Genomic DNA, 16,740 nt, shown 5'->3' on the forward strand with positions numbered 1-16,740 from the left:
TGCCGACATGCATTGACCGGCAGCGCCCCTCAGAAGTCCTGCACCGTCGGGCGCAGCACGATCTCGTTGATGTCCACGTCGGCCGGCTGTTCGATCGCGTAGGCAATCGCACGCGCCACCGAATTGGCTGGGATCTGGTTGGCTTCGTAGAAGGCGTTGACGCCGGCCGATGCCTCGGCGTCGCTGGTGCCCAGCTTCAGTTCCGAGGCCACCGCGCCGGGTGACACGATGGTCGTGCGCACGCCGGCCGGGGCTTCGGCGCGCAGGCCTTCGGAGATCGCGCGCACCGCGAACTTGGTCGCGCTGTAGACCGCACCAATGGGGCTGAAGACCTTCAGGCCGGCCACCGAGGCGATGTTGACGATGTGGCCGCTGCCTTGCGCCTTCATCGTCGGCAGCACCGCGGCCACGCCGTAGAGCAGGCCCTTGATGTTGACGTCGATCATGCGGTCCCATTCGTCGACCTTGAGCTTGTCCAGCCCGGCCAGCAGCATCACGCCGGCGTTGTTGACCAGCACGTCGATGCGGCCGAAGGCTTTCAGCGTCGCAGCGGCCAGCGCGTCCAGGTCGGCGCGGCGAGTCACGTCTGTGGCTTGCACCATCACTTCGGCGCCGCCGTCGCGCAACTCGGCGGCCAGGGATTGGAGGCGATCAGCGCGGCGCGCGGCCAGCACCAGGCGCGCACCGCGGGTTGCCAGCAAGCGGGCTGTGGCTTCGCCCAGGCCGCTGCTGGCACCGGTGATGACAACGACCTGGCCGCGGATGGAATCTTGGGATTGAGACATGGTGGGCTCCTGAAGGAAGGGGGTTGGAAAGACTCAGTGAAGCCAGTGTCCGATTCGCTCGAATGCTTGTATATGGAACCCTGGCGAGTTCAGAATTCCGCCATCAGGAACACCGAACCGCAACCGTGAACAATCCGCTTGAAGCCCTCCGGGTGTTTTGCTGCGCCGCGCAGGCGCGCAACTTTCGCGACGCCGCATTGCAGCTGGCCGTCTCGCCGCAGGTGGTGACGCGCGTGGTGCGCGAGCTGGAGGACACGCTGGGCGAACCGCTGTTCCACCGCAGCACGCGTGGCGTGCGGCTCACCGCCTTTGGCGCGCAACTGGTGGAACGCGCCAAAGCTGCGCTGTCCGGCGTGGACGCGCTGTTCCCGGTGCGGGGCCAGCCGGCCCAGGCGACCGAAGTCGCCAGCGGGCTGGTGCGCGTGACGGCGCCACGTTTTCTCGGCCGCGAACCCTTGATGGCAACGCTCGCGCCACTGCTGGCCGCCCATCCTGGACTGGTGCTGGACCTGCGGCTGTCGGAAGTGCGGGCCGACGTGGTGGACCAGCAGATCGACATTGGGGTGCGCATTGGCCCGATGCGCGACAGCGGCTTCGTCGCCCGGGCGGTGGCGCAGGTGCGCTTCCACGTGGTGGCCACACCGGCGCTGGTGGCCCGCGTGGGCGCGCCGCAAACCATCGCCGAGCTGCTGGACCAGCGGCCCTGCACCGCGATGATCGACCTCAACAACGGCCGCCCTTGGAACTGGCTGTTCCGCGGCAGCCGCCAGCAGGCGCCCGCCGTTCCCGCCTTTGTGACCGACGACCCGGAGGCCGAACAGGCCGCTGTGCTGGCCGGCATCGGCTTTGGCCAGTTGCCGGACTTCCTGGCCCAGCCGGCGCTGCGCGAGGGCCGGCTGGTCAGTGTGCTGGAAGCAGAAGCGCCGAAGCCCTGGCCGGTGCAGGTCTACCGCGCACGCCAGAGCCCCGTGCCAGCCCGCGTGCGGCTGGTGTTCGAGGCCCTGGTGCAGGGCCTCGCCAAGTTGCCCAACAGCAGCGAACCCTAGCCCTCCCAGCCGCCGCCCAGCGCGCGGATCAGCGCCACCGTGCTCTGGAACTGCGCGCCCTGGATCTGCACGGCCTGGCGCAGGTTGCGCAGTTCGTTGCGGCGGGCGTCGAGCAGGTCGAGCTGGCTGACCAGGCCGTTGCGGTAGCGCACGTCGGACAGCTGGGTGGCGCGGGTGGCCGACTTGACGGCCAGTGCCAGCACGGTGGACTGGGCCTGCAGCAGTTCCAGCGAAGTCAGCTGGTCCTCGACCTCGCGCAGCGCGGTCAGCACCTGGCCGCGGTAGCTCTGCAGCGCGATCTGCGCGTCAGCCGCGATGCGGTCTTCGTTCGCCTGGCGCCGGCCGCCGTCGAAGATGGGCAGCGACAGCAACGTGCCGACCGACCAAGCGCGGGCGGACCAGCGGAACACGTCGGACAGCTCGGTCGATGCATAGCCGCCGGTGGCGGTCAGCGCCAGGTCAGGCAGCCAGGCCGACTGGGCCACGCCCAGGCGGGCTTGCGCGGCCATCAGGCCACGCTGGGCTGCGGCCACGTCCGGCCGGCGCGCCAGCACGGCGCTGGGCAGGCCGGCAGGCACGGACGGCGGTGCGGCAGCCCAGGCGGTGTCAGGCAGCGTGAACTCGCTGGCCGATTCGCCCAGCAGCACGGCCAGTGCGTTTTCCAGCGTGGCGCGCTGGCGGTCCAGCGCGATCGCATCGGACTCGGTCGCCGCCACTTCGGTGCGGATGCGCTCGACGTCCAGTTCGGCCAGGTCCCCGGCGGCGCGGCGCCGCTCGGTGAGCTTGAGCGTGTTGCGGTAGGCGTCCACCGACTCGCGCACCAGGCGGCGCTCGACATCCGCCTCGCGCAGCGCGAAGTAGGTCTGCGCAACCTGGGCCTGCACCATCAGCTGCGTGCTGCGCAGCGTGGCTTCGCTGGCCTGCGCGTCCAGCTCGGCGGCCTGGCTGCCCAGGCCCAGCTTGCCAAACAGATCCAGCTCCCAGGCCAGGTTGGCACCTGCAGTGCCCTGGTTGTAGACCGGGTACGGATGCACGCCGGCCGTGCTGTCGGTCGCGCGGGTCACGCCGGCGCTCGCACCCAGTTGCGGCAGGCGTTGCGCGTCTGCAGCGCGCAGCCCGGCGCGGGCCTGTTGCAAGCGTGCCGCTGCAATCTTCAGGTCGGTGTTCTGCGCCTGCGAGCGGGCGATCAGCTGGTTGAGCAGAGGGTCGGCAAACACGGCCCACCAGGCACCGCGGTCGGCCGCATCGGCCGGCGCCACTGCCGCCCAGTGGCCTTCGACCGGCGCGCTTTGCGTTGTCTTGAAGGCCGGCGGTGCGGTCGGCAGCGTGGCCGGGTCGACAGCGGGCGCCGAGACGCAACCCGCGAGGACCAGGGCTGCGAGCAGCGGGGTCAGTAGGCGTTTCGGGCCATTCGAAAAGAGGTTTCTCATTGGAATCTCCAAATTTCGCACGAGGCCGGCGCCGGGCCGCCCCAAGGCGGCCGAGCAACCCGCCCGGCGGGTGGTCTCACGCATGCGTGAGACCGGGTGCTTCACTTATTCATGTTCATGGCGCGGGGCTGCCAGCTGCGGATGGATGGCGGCACCACCATGCATGCCCGGCTCCAGCATCGGCTCCACGTCGTGCGGCACTTCGCCATGTTGCTTCAGCGGACGGTTGCCGGTCATGCGGCGCAGCAGCACGTAGAACACCGGGGTCAGGAAGATGCCGAAGGCCGTCACGCCGATCATCCCGGCGAACACCGCGACACCCATCGCATGGCGCATCTCGGCGCCAGCGCCAGTCGCCAGCACCAGCGGCAGCACACCCATCACGAAAGCCATCGAGGTCATCAGGATCGGGCGCAGGCGCAGCCGGCTGGCTTCGATCGCGGCCTGGATCGGCGTTCGGCCGGCGAACTCCAGCTCGCGTGCGAACTCCACGATCAGGATCGCGTTTTTCGCACTCAAGCCCACCAGCACCATCAGGCCGATCTGCGTGAAGACGTTGTTGTCGCCCTTGGTGAGCCACACGCCGGTCATGGCGGCCAGCAGGCCCATCGGCACGATCAGCAGGATGGCCAGCGGCAGCGTCAGGCTTTCGTACTGCGCGGCCAGGACCAGGAAGACCAGCAGGATGGCGATCGGGAAGATCAGCGCGGCGGAGTTGCCAGCCAGGATTTCCTGGTAGGTCAGGTCGGTCCACTCGTAGCTGATGCCGGGCGGCAGCGTTTCGGCGGCAATGCGCTTGATCGCGTCCTGCGCCTGGCCGGACGAGTAGCCCGGTGCGGCGCCGCCGTTGATGTCGGCGGTCAGGAAACCGTTGTAGCGCATCGCGCGTTCCGGGCCGAAGGTCGGTACGACCTTCAGCAGCGCCGACAGCGGCACCATCTCGCCCGTCGTCGAACGCACCTTCAGCGTGCCGATGTCTTCGGGCCGCGCGCGGAACGCGGCGTCTGCCTGCACCCGCACGGAATACGTGCGGCCGAAGCGGTTGAAGTCATTGGCATACAGGCTGCCCAGGTAGATCTGCAGCGTCTCGAAGACCGAGGTGACCGGCACGCCGAGCTGGCGGGCCTTGGTGCGGTCGATGTCGGCATAGAGCTGCGGCACGTTGACCTGCCAGCTGGAGAACAAGCCCGCCAGTTCAGGCGTCTGGTAGGCCTTGGCCATGAAGGCCTTCTGCGCGGCGTCCAGCGCGTCAAAGCCCAGCGAGGCGCGGTCTTCCAGCTGCAGCTTGAAGCCACCAGTGGTGCCCAGGCCTTGCACCGGCGGCGGCGGGAAGATGGCGATGAAGGCGTCCTGGATCTGGCCGAACTGCTGGTTCAGCGCACCGGCGATGGCGCCGGCGCTGAGCGACGGGTCCTTGCGCTGGTCGAAGTCCTTCAGCGCCACGAAGACGATGCCGGAGTTCGAGCTGTTGGTGAAGCCGTTGATGGACAGGCCCGGGAAGGTGATCGCATGCTCCACGCCGGGCTGCTTCATGACGATGTCGTCCATGCGACGGGTGACGTCTTCGGTGCGGTCCAGCGTGGCGCCGTCGGGCAGCTGGGCGAAGCCGATCAGGTACTGCTTGTCCTGCGCCGGCACGAAGCCCTTGGGCACCAGCTGGAACAGGCCGATGGTGGCGACCGCGAGCAGCGCGTAGATGCCCAGCATCACCGCCTTGCGCGAGATCGCACCCTTCACGCCCACGCTGTAGCGCTCGGAACCGCGCTGGAACAGCCGGTTGAAGCCGCGGAAGAAGCGGCCCAGCACGCGGTCCATGCCGCGGGTCAGCCAGTCCTTCGGTGCGTCATGGCCCTTCAGCAGCAGGGCGGCCAGCGCGGGCGAGAGTGTGAGCGAATTGATCGCCGAGATCACGGTGGAGATGGCAATCGTCAGCGCGAACTGGCGGTAGAACTGGCCGGTCAAACCGGTGATGAAGGCCAGCGGCACGAACACGGCGACCAGCACCAGCGCGATGGCGATGATGGGGCCGGAGACTTCGCGCATCGCGCGGTAGGTGGCCTCGCGTGGCGAGAGTCCGCCCTCGATGTTGCGCTCGACGTTTTCAACCACGACGATGGCGTCGTCCACCACGATGCCGATGGCCAGCACCAGACCGAACAGGCTCAGCGCGTTGATCGAGAAGCCGAACACGTGCATCACGCCAAACGTGCCGACCACCGCGACCGGCACGGCCAGCAGCGGGATGATCGAGGCCCGCCAGGTCTGCAGGAACAGGATCACGACCAGCACCACCAGCGCGATGGCTTCCAGCAGCGTGTGCACCACCGATTCGATGGACGCGCGCACGAACTGCGTCGGGTCGTAGACGATCTCGTAGGTCAGGCCTTCGGGCATTGCGGCCTTCAGGTCGGCCATCGTGGCGCGCACGCCATCGGAGATGGCGATCGCGTTGGAGCCGGGCGCGGCGAAGATGGGCACCGCCACCGCGTCCTTGTTGTCCAGCAGCGAGCGCAGCGAATAGTCCGCCGCGCCCATCTCGATGCGCGAAATGTCGCGCAGACGGGTCACTTCGCCGGCAGTGCCGGTCTTGACGATGATGTCGCCGAACTCGTCTTCGGTCTGCAGCCGGCCTTGCGCGTTGACCGGCAGTTGCACGTCAATGCCTTGCAGGCCGGGCGACGCGCCGACCACGCCGGCGGCGGCCTGCACGTTCTGCTCGCGGATGGCCGCAACCACATCGCTGGCCGACAGGCCGCGGTTGGCGACCTTCTGCGGGTCCAGCCAGATGCGCATCGCGTAGTCGCCGGAGCCGAACAGCTGCACGTCGCCCACGCCCTGGACACGCGCCAGGCGGTCCTTGACGTTGAGCACCGCGTAGTTGCGCAGGTAGGTCATGTCGTAGCGGCCGGTGGGCGACAGCAAGTGCACGACCATGGTCAGGTCGACCGAGCTCTTGACGGTCGTGATGCCCAGGCGGCGCACCTCTTCGGGCAATCGCGGCTCGGCCCGGGCGACCCGGTTCTGCACCAGCTGCTGGGCCTTGTCGGGGTCGGTGCCGAGCTTGAAGGTGACGGTCAGCGTCATCAGGCCGTCGGTGGTCGCCTGGCTGCTCATGTAGAGCATGCCTTCAACGCCGTTGATCTGCTCTTCGATCGGTGTGGCCACCGTCTCGGCAATGACCTTCGGGTTCGCGCCGGGGTACGTGGCACGCACGACGATGGACGGCGGCACGACCTCGGGGTATTCCGAGATCGGCAGGCCGCGCACCGCGATCAGGCCGCCAAGGAAGATCAGCAGCGAGAGCACGCCGGCAAAGATCGGCCGGTCAATGAAAAATTTGGACAAGTTCATGGGGCGTCCTGAAAAAGGTTCCTCTGCATGGCGGGGCGCATGGGCACTGGCATGTGCATCACGACGGCTCACCTGCGGTGTTGTTCTTCTTGGCCTGCAGCTCGGCCTTGGCGTTCATCGGCACTTCCTGCGGCTGGACCAGCGAGCCCGGGCGCACCCGCTGCAGGCCGTTGACGACGACCTTCTCGTCGGCCTTCAGCCCGGCGGTGACGATGCGCAGCCCGTCCACCGCGGCGCCCAGCGAGACCTCGCGGTAGCTGACCTTGTGGTCCGCGCCGACGACCAGCACGTAGCGCTTGTTCTGGTCGGTGCCGACCGCGCGTTCGTTGACCAGCAGCGCCGAGGTGGCCTTGACCTGGCCCAGGCGCAGCTGCGCGAACTGGCCCGGCAGCAGCGCGCCATCGGTGTTGTCGAACACCGCGCGCACGCGCACCGTGCCGCTCTTGGCGTCGACCTGGTTGTCGATCAGCTGCAGCTTGCCTTCGATGGCTTTTTCACCCGCGCCACCCAGCCCGGTCTTCATCTGCACCGGAATGCGCTCCAGCTGGCCGCGCTGCGCGGTGCCGCCGGGCAGGCTGGCCAGCGCGCGGCTGACAGTGGCTTCGTCGGCGTCAAAGCTGGCGTAGATCGGGCTGACCGAGACCAGCGTGGTGAGCACCGGTGCGCCCGGGCCGGCAGCCACCAGGTTGCCCACGGTGACTTCCTTGCGGCCGACGCGGCCGGCCACCGGTGCACGCACCTGTGTGTAGCTCAGGCTGAGCTTGGCGGTCTGCAGCGCGGCCTGTGCGGCGCGCAGGTTGGCATCGGCTTCGCGAGCGGCGTTCTGGCGCTCGTCCAGCTCACGCTGGGCAATCGCCTGTTCCTGCCACAGGCGGCCGGCGCGCTCGCTTTCGCTGCGCGTGTAGCCCACCCGTGCCTGGGCGGCCAGCACCTGGGCTTCGGCGCGGTCCACCTCGGCGGCATACGGCGCCGGGTCGATGGTCACCAGCAGGTCGCCGGCGTTGACCAGCGCGCCTTCGCGGAAGTGCACCGCCAGCACCGTGCCGGAAACGCGCGAGCGCAGCTCGACCTTGTCGACCGCCTCGACGCGGCCGGAGAACTCTTCCCAGGCGGCCACGTCCTGCTTGACGACGGCGGCGACCGAGACAGGCACCGCGGGCGGCGCGGCAGCCGGTGATTCGGCTTCAGCGGTGTGGGCGGTCATCAGTGCGGCGGCGCCCAGCGCCAGCGCGGCTGTCAGCGAAGTCAGCACCATGGCCGTGGGGCGGCGGGAAAACTTTTGGAAGGTCTTGGAAGAAGCAGAGGTAGGCATGGTGTGCTCCGTTGGCAGTGGAATGGGTTGGAATTCGAAAACGGCAATGCAGCGGCTGCACCTGCGGCTTTTTGCAGGCGGCCAGGCAAGGACAACAAGCGGCCCAGCAGGCGGCCGCGCCGGGGTGGAACTCAGGCCAGGCGTGGCGCGAGCGCGCTGGTGCAAGCTCCGGTGGAAAGGTCAGACGAAGCGCGGCGGGACGAGCGCCGCGCGGCCGGACAGCGGGAAAGGCAATCGATCAGGAATTCGCGCAGCGCCGGCCGCAGCGCCGCGGCCCACGGCGCCTGCAGGCTGGCCAGCTTGCTCAGCGCCATCGGCCAACCGGTCGGCCCGGCCAACTTGAACAGCCGTGCCGCCACGCCAGCCCGCTGCAAGGCCACGCTGTACCGGTGCGCCTCGTCGCGCAGCGGGTCGTCGGTGGCAGTGACCAGCATCGCCGGCGCCACGCCGCCAAGCCGCGCGGCGTGCAGCGGGGCCGCATAAGGATGGTCGCCGCCGCTGTCGCCAAGGTAGGCGCGCCAGCCGCGTGCCCACGGGCAGCTGGCGTCACCCTGGCCCGCGGCGCGCAGCGAGGCAGTCGCCAGGCACGGGTCCAGCAGCGGCGACAGCAGCAGCTGGCCGGCCAGCGGCTTGCCCTGGTCCCGCGCCCACAGCGCCAGGCCCGCGGCGAGGTTGGCACCCGCTTCTTCACCGGCCACCAGCAGCGCCGCACCGGCACCCGCCAGCCGGGTGCGCGCACGTTGCATCCAGCGCAACAAAGCGGCGGCCGCCTGCAGCGCGGCCGGGAAAGGCTGCTCCGGTGCATGCGGATAGTCCAGCGAGACGACCACGCAGCCGGATTGCGCCAGCAGCCGCGCGGTCGCCAGGCCGCTGTCCAGGTCACCGCCGATGAACGCGCCGCCCGGCAGGTGCAACACCAGCGGACGGGCCAGCGGCTGGCCGTCTACGGTCAACAGCCCTGGCTCGGCCGCGCGGTGGATGCGAACCGACAGCGGCTGCTCCAGGCCCGCGTCGACACGGGTGTCGCGCCAGGCGGCGGTGATCAGCGGGGAGAGAGACGGCATGGTGGGCGGGACGAAAGGAGGAAGAGCGGAAGGAGGAAGGGCAATCGTGTTGCGATGCAGCGAAGAATAGGCGTTGTGAGTGAAGGAATAAACACCCTGCGGCATGACACAGTTTTGTGGCTGATGAAACAATGGCGCCTCAGGTCAACGAGGGATGCTGGATGGACAAGCTCAATGCAATGCAGGCGTTTGCTCGCGTGGTCGAGGCCGGCACCTTCACCAAGGCGGCCGATTCGCTGGAGCTGCCCAAGGCTGCGGTGACCCGGCTGATCCAGTCGCTGGAAGAGCACCTGGAGGTCAAGCTGCTGAACCGCACCACGCGCCGCGTGACGGTGACGCCGGACGGCGCCGCCTATTACGAGCGGGTCAGCCGGCTGCTGGGCGAGATCGACGAACTGGAAGGATCGATCTCGCATGCGCGCGCCACGCCGCGCGGGCGGCTGCGCATCGACGTGGCGTCTTCGGTCGCGCGGCTGCTGCTGATCCCGGCGCTGCCGGAGTTCCACGCGCGCTACCCGGACATCCAGATCGACCTGGGCGTCAGCGACCGGCCGGTGGACCTGGTGGGCGACAACGTGGACTGCGTGGTGCGCGGCGGCGAGATCACCGACCAGTCGCTGGTGGCGCGACGCGTCGGCGCCTGGCGTTATGCCTGCGCCGCGGCGCCCGCCTACGTGCGCGAACACGGCCTGCCGCTGCACCCGCGTGATCTGGAAAGCGGCGACCACAAGATCGTCAGCTACTTCTCGTCGCGCACCGGCCGGCAGTTTTCGTTCGACTTCAACCGCAAGGGCGAGCGCGTGGAGGTGCAGGGCCGCTACCGGCTGTCGGTCAACGACGGCACCGCCTACATGACCGCCGGCCTGGCCGGCCTCGGCGTGATCCAGGCCCCGTTTTTCATGCTCAAGCCGCATGTGGACGCGGCCGAACTGGTGCCGCTGATGACGGACTGGGAGTCCGACCCGCTGCCGCTGTACGTGGTCTACCCGCCCAACCGCCACCTCAGCACCAAGCTGCGTGTCTTCGTCGACTGGGTGGCCGACCTGTTCGCCCGCCACACCGATGCGGAGGAACAGCTGCTGGCCGCATGCTGCAAGGCCCGCACCGCCAATGGCGAGGTGGATGCCTGCTTGGAACTGGAAAGCTGGTATGCCCAGCTGGACGGCGAACACCAGGCCCGCAAGCTGGCGCGGGCCCAGGGCAAGCCGCTGCCACACCCACAGCCCGCCACCTGGCTGGCCAAGCGCGGGCCGATCGCCCAGCCGTCCAAGCTGCCGGGCATGGCGCCGGTGCTGCAGGACGGCGTGGCAACGATCGAGGCCGAGCCGCTGCCGCAACCTCCGCAGGCCCTGGCGGCCTGAGGCTCAAGGCCGCCGGGTCTCACGTCCCCGTGAAACCCGGCGCCCCATTCACTTGGGCACGCCGAAGATCACGCGCACCACGCCTTGCTGGCTGATCGTGTCGCTGTAGACGCCGGAGCCGGTGAGCAGGTCCGGCGCGCCGTCGCCGTTCACGTCGCCCACTTCCAGGCTCATGCCGAACTCGTCGCGCGTGTCCTTCGTGCCGTTGAGCTTGTAGATGCGCGACGTGTCCAGGCCGTTGGCGCCGCCACGGTAGATCCAGATCGCCCCGGGGAAGGGCTGGGTCTGGTCGTTCGGGCGGGCAAAGTTCGAGGTGCCGACCACCAGATCCATGTAGCCGTCGCCGTTGAAATCGCGCTGGCCCAGCAGGTTGTCGCCCATGAACAGCAGCTTGTCGCTGCCCGCGGTGATCGTCTGCGTGCGGGCAGAGCCGGACGGGCCGGTGGCGCTGCCGTAGAACACCGAGACCATGCCCGAGCTGGTGCCATCGGCGTAGCGTGGGGCACCTACGGCCAGGTCGCCGAAGCCGTCGCCGTCCACGTCGCCGAGGAAGGTCACGTTGCTGCCGAACATGGCGGTGTCGTCCAGCGCAACCGGGGCGAACAAGGTCTCGTCGCGGTTGGCATAGCCGGTGGGCGTGCCGTGGTAGATCCAGCTCATGCCGGGGATGCCGCCGGTGGGGCTGCTGGCGCCGACGATGATGTCGGCAATGCCGTCACCGTTGACGTCGCCCACGTCGAACATCTGGCCGAAGTAAATCCACGGTGCAGCGCCAGCCAGCGTGGTCACGGGCTTTTTCTTCAGGCCTTTGGGTCCACCCTTGAAGATGTAGATCTGGCCCAGGCTGCCATTGGCGCCCATCGCGCCCACGGCGATGTCGTCGTAGCCGTCGTGGTTGAAGTCGCCCAGCGAGCGGATGCGAAAGCCGAAGAACGAGTTGGTCGACGGGCCTTCGAGGATCTGCTTGGGCTCGGCCGAGATGCCGTGCTCCTTGCCGAAGAAGACCAGCACGCCGCCGCTGTACTGCTGGGCGCCGGAGTAGTTGGACGCGCCGACGATCAGGTCAGGGTAGCCGTCGCCGTTCACGTCGGCCACCACCGGCGAGCTGCCCACCTGGGCCCAGGCCATCGGCCCCTCGTAGTGGAAGGCAGCCTGCTGCGCCAGGCCCTTGGTCTTGCCGTAGAAGATGTCCACTGCGCCGCGCATGTCGGTGCCGGCCGGCGAGCCGACGACCAGGTCCGGGATGCCGTCGTGGTTGAAGTCGCCCTGCGCGTTCAGCAGGGAACCGAACTGCTGGTTCGCCGCGGTGCCCAGCAACTGCTGGTCGACCTTGCCGTCCTTGGTGGTGGCTTGCGCCAGGCCAGTGCCAGCCAGGGTCAGCAGCACTGCGCACAGCGCGGTACGCTTCCATGAGTCCATCATCTTCATCTCTCAACTCCGAACATCTGTGGGGGATCCGGCCTGCAGCTGTCGGTGCCTGCAGCAGCGGTGTGACGGCATTGGAGAGCAGATGACGGCGCAGCAGGCTGGCGGATTCCTGACATTTCAGAATTACGACAAGCCGGCCGCGCACGGCGGCGCCGGGCGCACCAGCGGCGCTCAGCTTTCGCGCGGAAAACGGGCGGCGAAGTGCGAGGCGGCCAGCCAGCCGCACTGGAAGCGGGAGCGCGCCTGCAACTGGTCGCTGAGCGCATGGATGCGGCGCAGCAAGGTGCGCTCGGAAATCTCCAGCACGCCGGCGATGGTCTTGTCATTGGCGCCCGAGGCCAGCAGCGTGACCAGCGCGTGCAGCGACTTGTCGCCGGCCTCCTGCTGGCCTTCGGCCGGCGCCTCCAACGCCGGCGCGGCCTGCGCCCAGAGTGAATCGAACAGGGCGCACAGGGCGTCCAGTGCAGCCGTGGGGCCCAGCCGCAGCGCCGGGCCTTCGGGCGCGTCGCTGCGCAGCGGGATCAAGCCGCAACTGCGGTCGGCCAGCACCATCTTGAACGGCAGGCCCGCGTGCACGCGCACCTCGTCCCCCGCGGCATGGGATTGGCGCACCGCCTCGAACCAGCCCGGCCACTGCAGCATTTCAGGCGCCACGAGCATGCGGTAACGCACCCCGCGGCGCCGCGCCTGCTCGCGCGCGGCCTCCATCGCGTCCGGCGCCGAGACGACAAACGGCGGGCACATCACGATGGCCACTTCACGCCGCGCCGCGTGGTGCACCTGCAGGTATTCGGACAGCTGCACCTCGGCCTCGGCCGGCACCAGCCGCACCGCGTCGGAAGCGGCCAGCCCGTCGCCCCGCATCAGCTCGCGCTGCAGGTCGGGCAGCACCTGCCGCGCCTGGTTCAGCTCGACCTGCCGCTCCATCAGCAGCAACTCGATCGCCACCTCCGGCGCCGTCGCAAACCAGGCCTGCCCGCCCTCGCTGCGCGCCAACCCGCGCTGCTGCAGCGAGACCAGCGCCGGCTCTACCGCGGCCGGCGGCCAACCCGCCAAGTGCGGCGCCAGCGTCAGGCCCGACAGGCCTGGCAGGCGCAGCAGCGTGCGGTACAAGGCCTCGGCCTCGACGCTGAGGCCCAGGGTCTGCAGGGTGGGCGCGGCAGGGCCTCGCCCGGGGCGAGGCCCCGGCGAGGCCACATCGGAGGGATCAGGGTGGGTCACCTCGGCGAGGTTACCGCAGGGCGCTGCACAGCTGGCAAGGCCCAGCTCGGCGTTCACGCGCTGAAGGCGCAGACTGAATGCCGCAACGCTTGATGGCAGCAGCCGTCGTTGGCCAGCCCGGCGCACAGTCGTCGCCAATGTCGGCGCTTGCCAACCGCGAAACGTCAGGATGCGGCTCCGGGTCGAAAGGCTTGTCAGCAAAGGCTCCGTCAGCGATATTCGGAATTCGCGAATAGCGAATATGAACGCCATGGAACTCAAACCTCAAGATTTGCTGGTGCTGCTGAAGGTGGCGGCCCGCCCGCCGCAACGCTGGACCTATGCCGCGCTGGGTGAGGCGCTGAGCATGAGCGCTTCAGAAGCGCATGCGAGCGTGAAGCGCGCGGTGGCCTGCGGCTTGGCGGTGGCACCGGCGCGCGGTGAATGGTCACCGGTGAGGCCGAGCCTGCTGGAATTCATGCTGCACGGCGTGCGCTACATCTGGCCGGCCACGCCGGGCGCGGTGAAGCGCGGTGTGCCGACTGCCTTTGGCGCCGAGCCGCTGGCCAGCCAGTTGAAGGCTGCCCCAGGCGAAGCGCCTGTGTGGGCGCACCCGGCAGGCAGCATCAAAGGGCCGACGCTTTCGCCGCTCTACCGAACGGCGCCTCAGGCCGCACTGGCCGACCCTGCCCTGCATCGCCTGCTGGCCTTGCTGGATGCGCTGCGCACAGGGCGCGCACGCGAGCGCGCGTTGGCCGCCACGCTGATGGAGGCCGAACTGATGCAGTTCGCAGGAGATGCGCATGCGGGCCAATGACCCGAATCTGCCCGACCTGCGCCGCATCGCGCAGGCGCTTGGCGAACTGCGTGAGCAGCTGGTGTTCGTGGGCGGCGCCGTGGCGGGCCTGCTGGTGACCGACCCGCTGGCCGACCCGGTGCGCGCCACCCGCGACGTGGATGCGGTGGTGAATGCCAGCCGGGCCGTGTTCCACCGGATCGAAGCGCAGGTGGCAGCGCGCGGATTTGCGCGCGATGCCAGCAGTGACGTGATTTGCCGCTGGGTGCACAAGGCTTCGGGCGTGCTCTTCGACCTGATGCCGGTGCAGCCGGAAGTACTGGGGTTCTCCAACCGCTGGTATCCGTACGCGGTGCAGACCGCCGTGCCGGTGGACTTGGGCGAAGGTGTGACGATACGGCTGGTCAGCGCCGTGGGCTTCGTGGCGACCAAGCTGGAGGCCTTTGCCAGCCGTGGCGGCGGTGACTTCGTGACCAGCCATGACCTGGAAGACGTGCTGAACATCGTCGATGGGCGCGAGGAGCTTGCGGCGGAATTGGCGGGGGCGCCCGCTGACTTGAGGCAAGCGGTGGCCACGGCCTTTGCGGCATTGATTGCGAACCGGGACTTTGAGAACGTGCTGCCGGGCCTGATCGCCGAGCCGGAGCGTGCAGGTCTCGTCATGGGCCGATTGAGGGACTTGAGTCACTGAACAAGTGCTCAACAAGCTGCGTGCCCTGGAAGGCAGTGCTTGAAGCTGCGCAGATGCTGGCGCGGTTCACCCTGCCGCCGGCGCCGCCAAATGCTCGGCACTGGGCTACCCATCCACTCGCCCGCGCCCGGCCTTGATTGCGCCGCGCTTGACCTTGGAATCGACCCGGCGGCGCTGCGAGCCCTTGGTCGGCTTGGTGGGGCGGCGAGCCTTAGGGACGTGGGCGGCCTGGTCGACCATGGCCTGCAGCCGGGCCAGCGCGTCGGCCTGGTTCATCGGCAGGCTGCGGTGTTCCTGGGCCTTGAGGACGATGACGCCGCCTTCGGTGATGCGCTGGTCGGCCAGCGCCAGCAGGCGGGACTTGAGCGCTTCGGGCAGGCTGGAGGCGGCCACGTCGAAGCGCAGGTGGACCGCGTTCGAGACCTTGTTGACGTTCTGGCCGCCGGCGCCCTGGGCGCGGATCGCGTGGAATTCGACCTCGCTGGGGTCCACCCTGGGCGGCGTCACGTCAGCCCAGAGGTGGCGGCGCCTGCCGCACCTCGCGCTGGCGCTGTTCCATCTCGGTGCGCAACTGGCGGCGGGCCTTGGCGTTTTCGGCGCGGCGCTTTTCTTCTTCGGTGACGAGCTGGCGCGGCGGTACCGGCGCGGGCTTGCCATGGTCGTCGACCGCGACCATCGTGAAGAAGCAGCTGTTGGCATGGCGCACGACCTGGCTGCGGATGTTCTCGGCGACGACCTTGATGCCGACCTCCATCGACGAGGTGCCGGTGTGGTTGATGCTGGCCAGGAAGGTGACCAGCTCTCCGACGTGGATGGGCTGGCGGAACATCACCTGGTCCACGCTGAGGGTGACGACGTAGCGCCCGGCGTAGCGGCTGGCGCAGGCGTAGGCGACCTGGTCGAGGAACTTGAGGATGGTGCCGCCGTGCACGTTGCCGCTGAAGTTCGCCATGTCGGGCGTCATCAGCACGGTCATCGAGAGCTGGTGGCTGGGCTGGTGGTCCATGGCGGAGACGGGCGGTGAAGAGGAAGGGGCGGCCGGGAAGTCAGCAAGCGCCGCGCCAGGACCTCAGGCAGCTTCGCCGTCGGCCAACACCCGCACCGGCACGCGCGGCGCGACGGCACACATCAGCTCGTAGCCGATGGTGCCGGCGGCGCGGGCGACTTCGTCGATGGCCAGCAGGCTGCCGCGGGGGCCGTGGCCCCACAGCGTGACGGCGCTGCCGACCTGCGCGGCCGGCACCGGGCCGAGGTCGACCGCCAGCATGTCCATCGAGACGCGGCCGAGGGTGCGGGTGCGCACGCCGTCGACCAGGATGGGCGTTCCGGTGCCGCAGTGGCGCGGGTAGCCGTCGGCGTAGCCGCAGGCGACGGTGCCCACGCGCATGGCCTGCTCGGCGACGAAGCTGCTGCCGTAGCCGACGCTGTCGCCGGGCTGCAATTCCTGGATGCCGATGACTTGCGAGCGCAGCGTCATGGCCGGGCGCAGGTTCCAGTGGGCAATGTCGTGCTCGGGGAAATCCGGCGCGCCGCCGTAGCTCATGATGCCGGCGCGCACCCAGTCCGAACGGGCGCCAGCGTCGGCCAAATGGCGCAGCGTGGCGGCACTGTTCGCGAGTGAGCGCTCACCAGGTAGGTCGCTGGTGGCGGCCAGCCAGCTGGCGACCTGATGTTCGATGCCGTTGCGGCCGAAGCGGTCGGCGTCGGCATCGGAGAAATGGGTGATCAGCGAGATCTCTTCGACCTGCGGCAGCACGTTGAGCCTGGCCCAGGCGGCGCGGAAGGCGTCCGGCTTGAAGCCCAGGCGGTTCATGCCGCTGTTCATCTTCAGGAACACGCGGTGCGGGGTGTGCGTCTTGTGCGCCGCCAGCCAGTCGATCTGCTGCGGCTGGTGCACCACGTGCCAGAGGTTCAGGCGCGAGCAGAGTTCCAGGTCGCGCGGCTCGAAGCAGCCTTCGAGCAGCAGGATGGGGCCGCGCCAGTCCAGCGCGCGCAGGCGCTCGGCCTCGTCGAAGTCCAGCAGCGCAAAACCATCGGCCGCACGCAGCGCGTCGAAGCAGCGCTCAATGCCGTGGCCGTAGGCATTTGCCTTGACGACAGCCCAGACCCGGGCGTCCGGCGCAAGTTCGCGGGCCCGGCCAATGTTGTGGCTCAGGGCATCGGGATGGATCAGGGCTTCGATCGGACGGGGCATGGCGGGCTGCGGCAGCATTTCCTTGGCGCGGCGATTGTGCCAGCCGACCTGCGGGGGTGGCGCCGCACCCCCGTGCTATAAA

14 protein-coding genes are annotated in these 16,740 nt (G+C 69.1%); 4 read left to right on the top strand and 10 right to left on the bottom strand.

Features of this window, described 5'->3' with window-relative positions; all coding sequences use genetic code 11:
• Positions 1 to 29: 29 nt before the first annotated feature.
• Positions 30 to 785, bottom strand: coding sequence for an SDR family oxidoreductase (locus ACAH41_RS09335; RefSeq protein ID WP_325656447.1), 756 nt, complete (start codon positions 783 to 785; stop codon positions 30 to 32).
• Positions 786 to 910: 125 nt separating this feature from the next.
• On the opposite strand from ACAH41_RS09335, the gene ACAH41_RS09340 reads away from it, so the two are divergent.
• Positions 911 to 1,831: a LysR family transcriptional regulator gene (locus ACAH41_RS09340; RefSeq protein ID WP_325656445.1), complete on the top strand. Its 921-nt coding sequence runs from the start codon at positions 911 to 913 to the stop codon at positions 1,829 to 1,831.
• Here the strand turns inward: ACAH41_RS09340 and ACAH41_RS09345 are convergent.
• The 4 genes from ACAH41_RS09345 to ACAH41_RS09360 form a co-directional block, all read right to left on the bottom strand.
• Positions 1,828 to 3,261 (bottom strand): efflux transporter outer membrane subunit, encoded by a 1,434-nt coding sequence (locus tag ACAH41_RS09345; protein WP_325656443.1) that lies wholly within the window; start codon positions 3,259 to 3,261, stop codon positions 1,828 to 1,830. The two genes, ACAH41_RS09340 and ACAH41_RS09345, sit on opposite strands and share 4 nt — an antisense overlap.
• A gap of 105 nt (positions 3,262 to 3,366) precedes the next feature.
• Positions 3,367 to 6,612: an efflux RND transporter permease subunit gene (locus ACAH41_RS09350; RefSeq protein ID WP_370538267.1), complete on the bottom strand. Its 3,246-nt coding sequence runs from the start codon at positions 6,610 to 6,612 to the stop codon at positions 3,367 to 3,369.
• Between the two features lie 58 nt (positions 6,613 to 6,670).
• Positions 6,671 to 7,924, bottom strand: coding sequence for an efflux RND transporter periplasmic adaptor subunit (locus tag ACAH41_RS09355; protein WP_370538268.1), 1,254 nt, complete (start codon positions 7,922 to 7,924; stop codon positions 6,671 to 6,673).
• Positions 7,925 to 8,055: 131 nt separating this feature from the next.
• On the bottom strand, positions 8,056 to 8,988 hold the full coding sequence (locus ACAH41_RS09360) for an alpha/beta hydrolase fold domain-containing protein (protein ID WP_325649647.1): 933 nt from the start codon (positions 8,986 to 8,988) through the stop codon (positions 8,056 to 8,058).
• 161 nt (positions 8,989 to 9,149) lie between these two features.
• Between ACAH41_RS09360 and ACAH41_RS09365 the strand changes: the two genes are divergently transcribed.
• Entirely contained in the window at positions 9,150 to 10,349 is a 1,200-nt protein-coding gene (locus ACAH41_RS09365) for a LysR family transcriptional regulator (RefSeq protein ID WP_325649646.1), read from the top strand.
• Positions 10,350 to 10,397: 48 nt separating this feature from the next.
• On the opposite strand, the gene ACAH41_RS09370 is transcribed toward ACAH41_RS09365, so the two are convergent.
• Positions 10,398 to 11,771, bottom strand: coding sequence for an FG-GAP-like repeat-containing protein (locus ACAH41_RS09370; RefSeq protein ID WP_325649645.1), 1,374 nt, complete (start codon positions 11,769 to 11,771; stop codon positions 10,398 to 10,400).
• Positions 11,772 to 11,948: 177 nt separating this feature from the next.
• Complete coding sequence (locus tag ACAH41_RS09375; RefSeq protein WP_325649643.1) at positions 11,949 to 12,998, bottom strand: hypothetical protein; 1,050 nt, start codon at positions 12,996 to 12,998, stop codon at positions 11,949 to 11,951.
• Positions 12,999 to 13,248: 250 nt separating this feature from the next.
• Here ACAH41_RS09375 and ACAH41_RS09380 point away from each other — a divergent pair, with 250 nt between their 5' ends.
• A complete protein-coding gene (locus ACAH41_RS09380) occupies positions 13,249 to 13,794 on the top strand; it encodes a hypothetical protein (RefSeq protein ID WP_325649642.1) in 546 nt (181 codons plus the stop codon).
• Positions 13,781 to 14,464: a nucleotidyl transferase AbiEii/AbiGii toxin family protein gene (locus tag ACAH41_RS09385; protein WP_325649641.1), complete on the top strand. Its 684-nt coding sequence runs from the start codon at positions 13,781 to 13,783 to the stop codon at positions 14,462 to 14,464. The genes ACAH41_RS09380 and ACAH41_RS09385 overlap by 14 nt, the downstream gene beginning before the upstream one ends.
• A 105-nt stretch (positions 14,465 to 14,569) precedes the next feature.
• Here ACAH41_RS09385 and arfB read toward each other — a convergent pair whose 3' ends face one another.
• The 3 genes from arfB to alr form a co-directional block, all read right to left on the bottom strand.
• Positions 14,570 to 14,971 carry an alternative ribosome rescue aminoacyl-tRNA hydrolase ArfB gene (gene arfB, locus ACAH41_RS09390; RefSeq protein WP_325649640.1) on the bottom strand — a complete coding sequence of 134 codons (402 nt, stop codon included), beginning with the start codon at positions 14,969 to 14,971 and terminating at the stop codon, positions 14,570 to 14,572.
• Between the two features lies 1 nt (position 14,972).
• Positions 14,973 to 15,470 carry an acyl-CoA thioesterase gene (locus ACAH41_RS09395; RefSeq protein WP_325649639.1) on the bottom strand — a complete coding sequence of 166 codons (498 nt, stop codon included), beginning with the start codon at positions 15,468 to 15,470 and terminating at the stop codon, positions 14,973 to 14,975.
• A 63-nt stretch (positions 15,471 to 15,533) separates the two neighbouring features.
• On the bottom strand, positions 15,534 to 16,658 hold the full coding sequence (alr, locus tag ACAH41_RS09400; RefSeq protein ID WP_325649638.1) for an alanine racemase: 1,125 nt from the start codon (positions 16,656 to 16,658) through the stop codon (positions 15,534 to 15,536).
• Positions 16,659 to 16,740: the final 82 nt, after the last annotated feature.

This window comes from Ideonella sp. (genome assembly GCF_041287625.1).
GTDB lineage: Bacteria > Pseudomonadota > Gammaproteobacteria > Burkholderiales > Burkholderiaceae_C > Ideonella.

Bases quoted from the DNA above. Each gene is read 5' to 3' on its own strand.
- ACAH41_RS09335 (WP_325656447.1), bottom strand. From the start codon at position 785: ATGTCTCAATCCCAAGATTCCATCCGCGGCCAGGTCGTTGTCATCACC.
- ACAH41_RS09395 (WP_325649639.1), bottom strand. From the start codon at position 15,470: ATGGACCACCAGCCCAGCCACCAGCTCTCGATGACCGTGCTGATGACG.
- ACAH41_RS09380 (WP_325649642.1), top strand. From the start codon at position 13,249: ATGGAACTCAAACCTCAAGATTTGCTGGTGCTGCTGAAGGTGGCGGCC.
- alr (WP_325649638.1), bottom strand. From the start codon at position 16,658: ATGCCCCGTCCGATCGAAGCCCTGATCCATCCCGATGCCCTGAGCCAC.
- ACAH41_RS09385 (WP_325649641.1), top strand. From the start codon at position 13,781: ATGCGGGCCAATGACCCGAATCTGCCCGACCTGCGCCGCATCGCGCAG.
- ACAH41_RS09355 (WP_370538268.1), bottom strand. From the start codon at position 7,924: ATGCCTACCTCTGCTTCTTCCAAGACCTTCCAAAAGTTTTCCCGCCGC.
- ACAH41_RS09345 (WP_325656443.1), bottom strand. From the start codon at position 3,261: ATGAGAAACCTCTTTTCGAATGGCCCGAAACGCCTACTGACCCCGCTG.
- ACAH41_RS09365 (WP_325649646.1), top strand. From the start codon at position 9,150: ATGGACAAGCTCAATGCAATGCAGGCGTTTGCTCGCGTGGTCGAGGCC.
- ACAH41_RS09360 (WP_325649647.1), bottom strand. From the start codon at position 8,988: ATGCCGTCTCTCTCCCCGCTGATCACCGCCGCCTGGCGCGACACCCGT.
- ACAH41_RS09370 (WP_325649645.1), bottom strand. From the start codon at position 11,771: ATGATGGACTCATGGAAGCGTACCGCGCTGTGCGCAGTGCTGCTGACC.
- ACAH41_RS09350 (WP_370538267.1), bottom strand. From the start codon at position 6,612: ATGAACTTGTCCAAATTTTTCATTGACCGGCCGATCTTTGCCGGCGTG.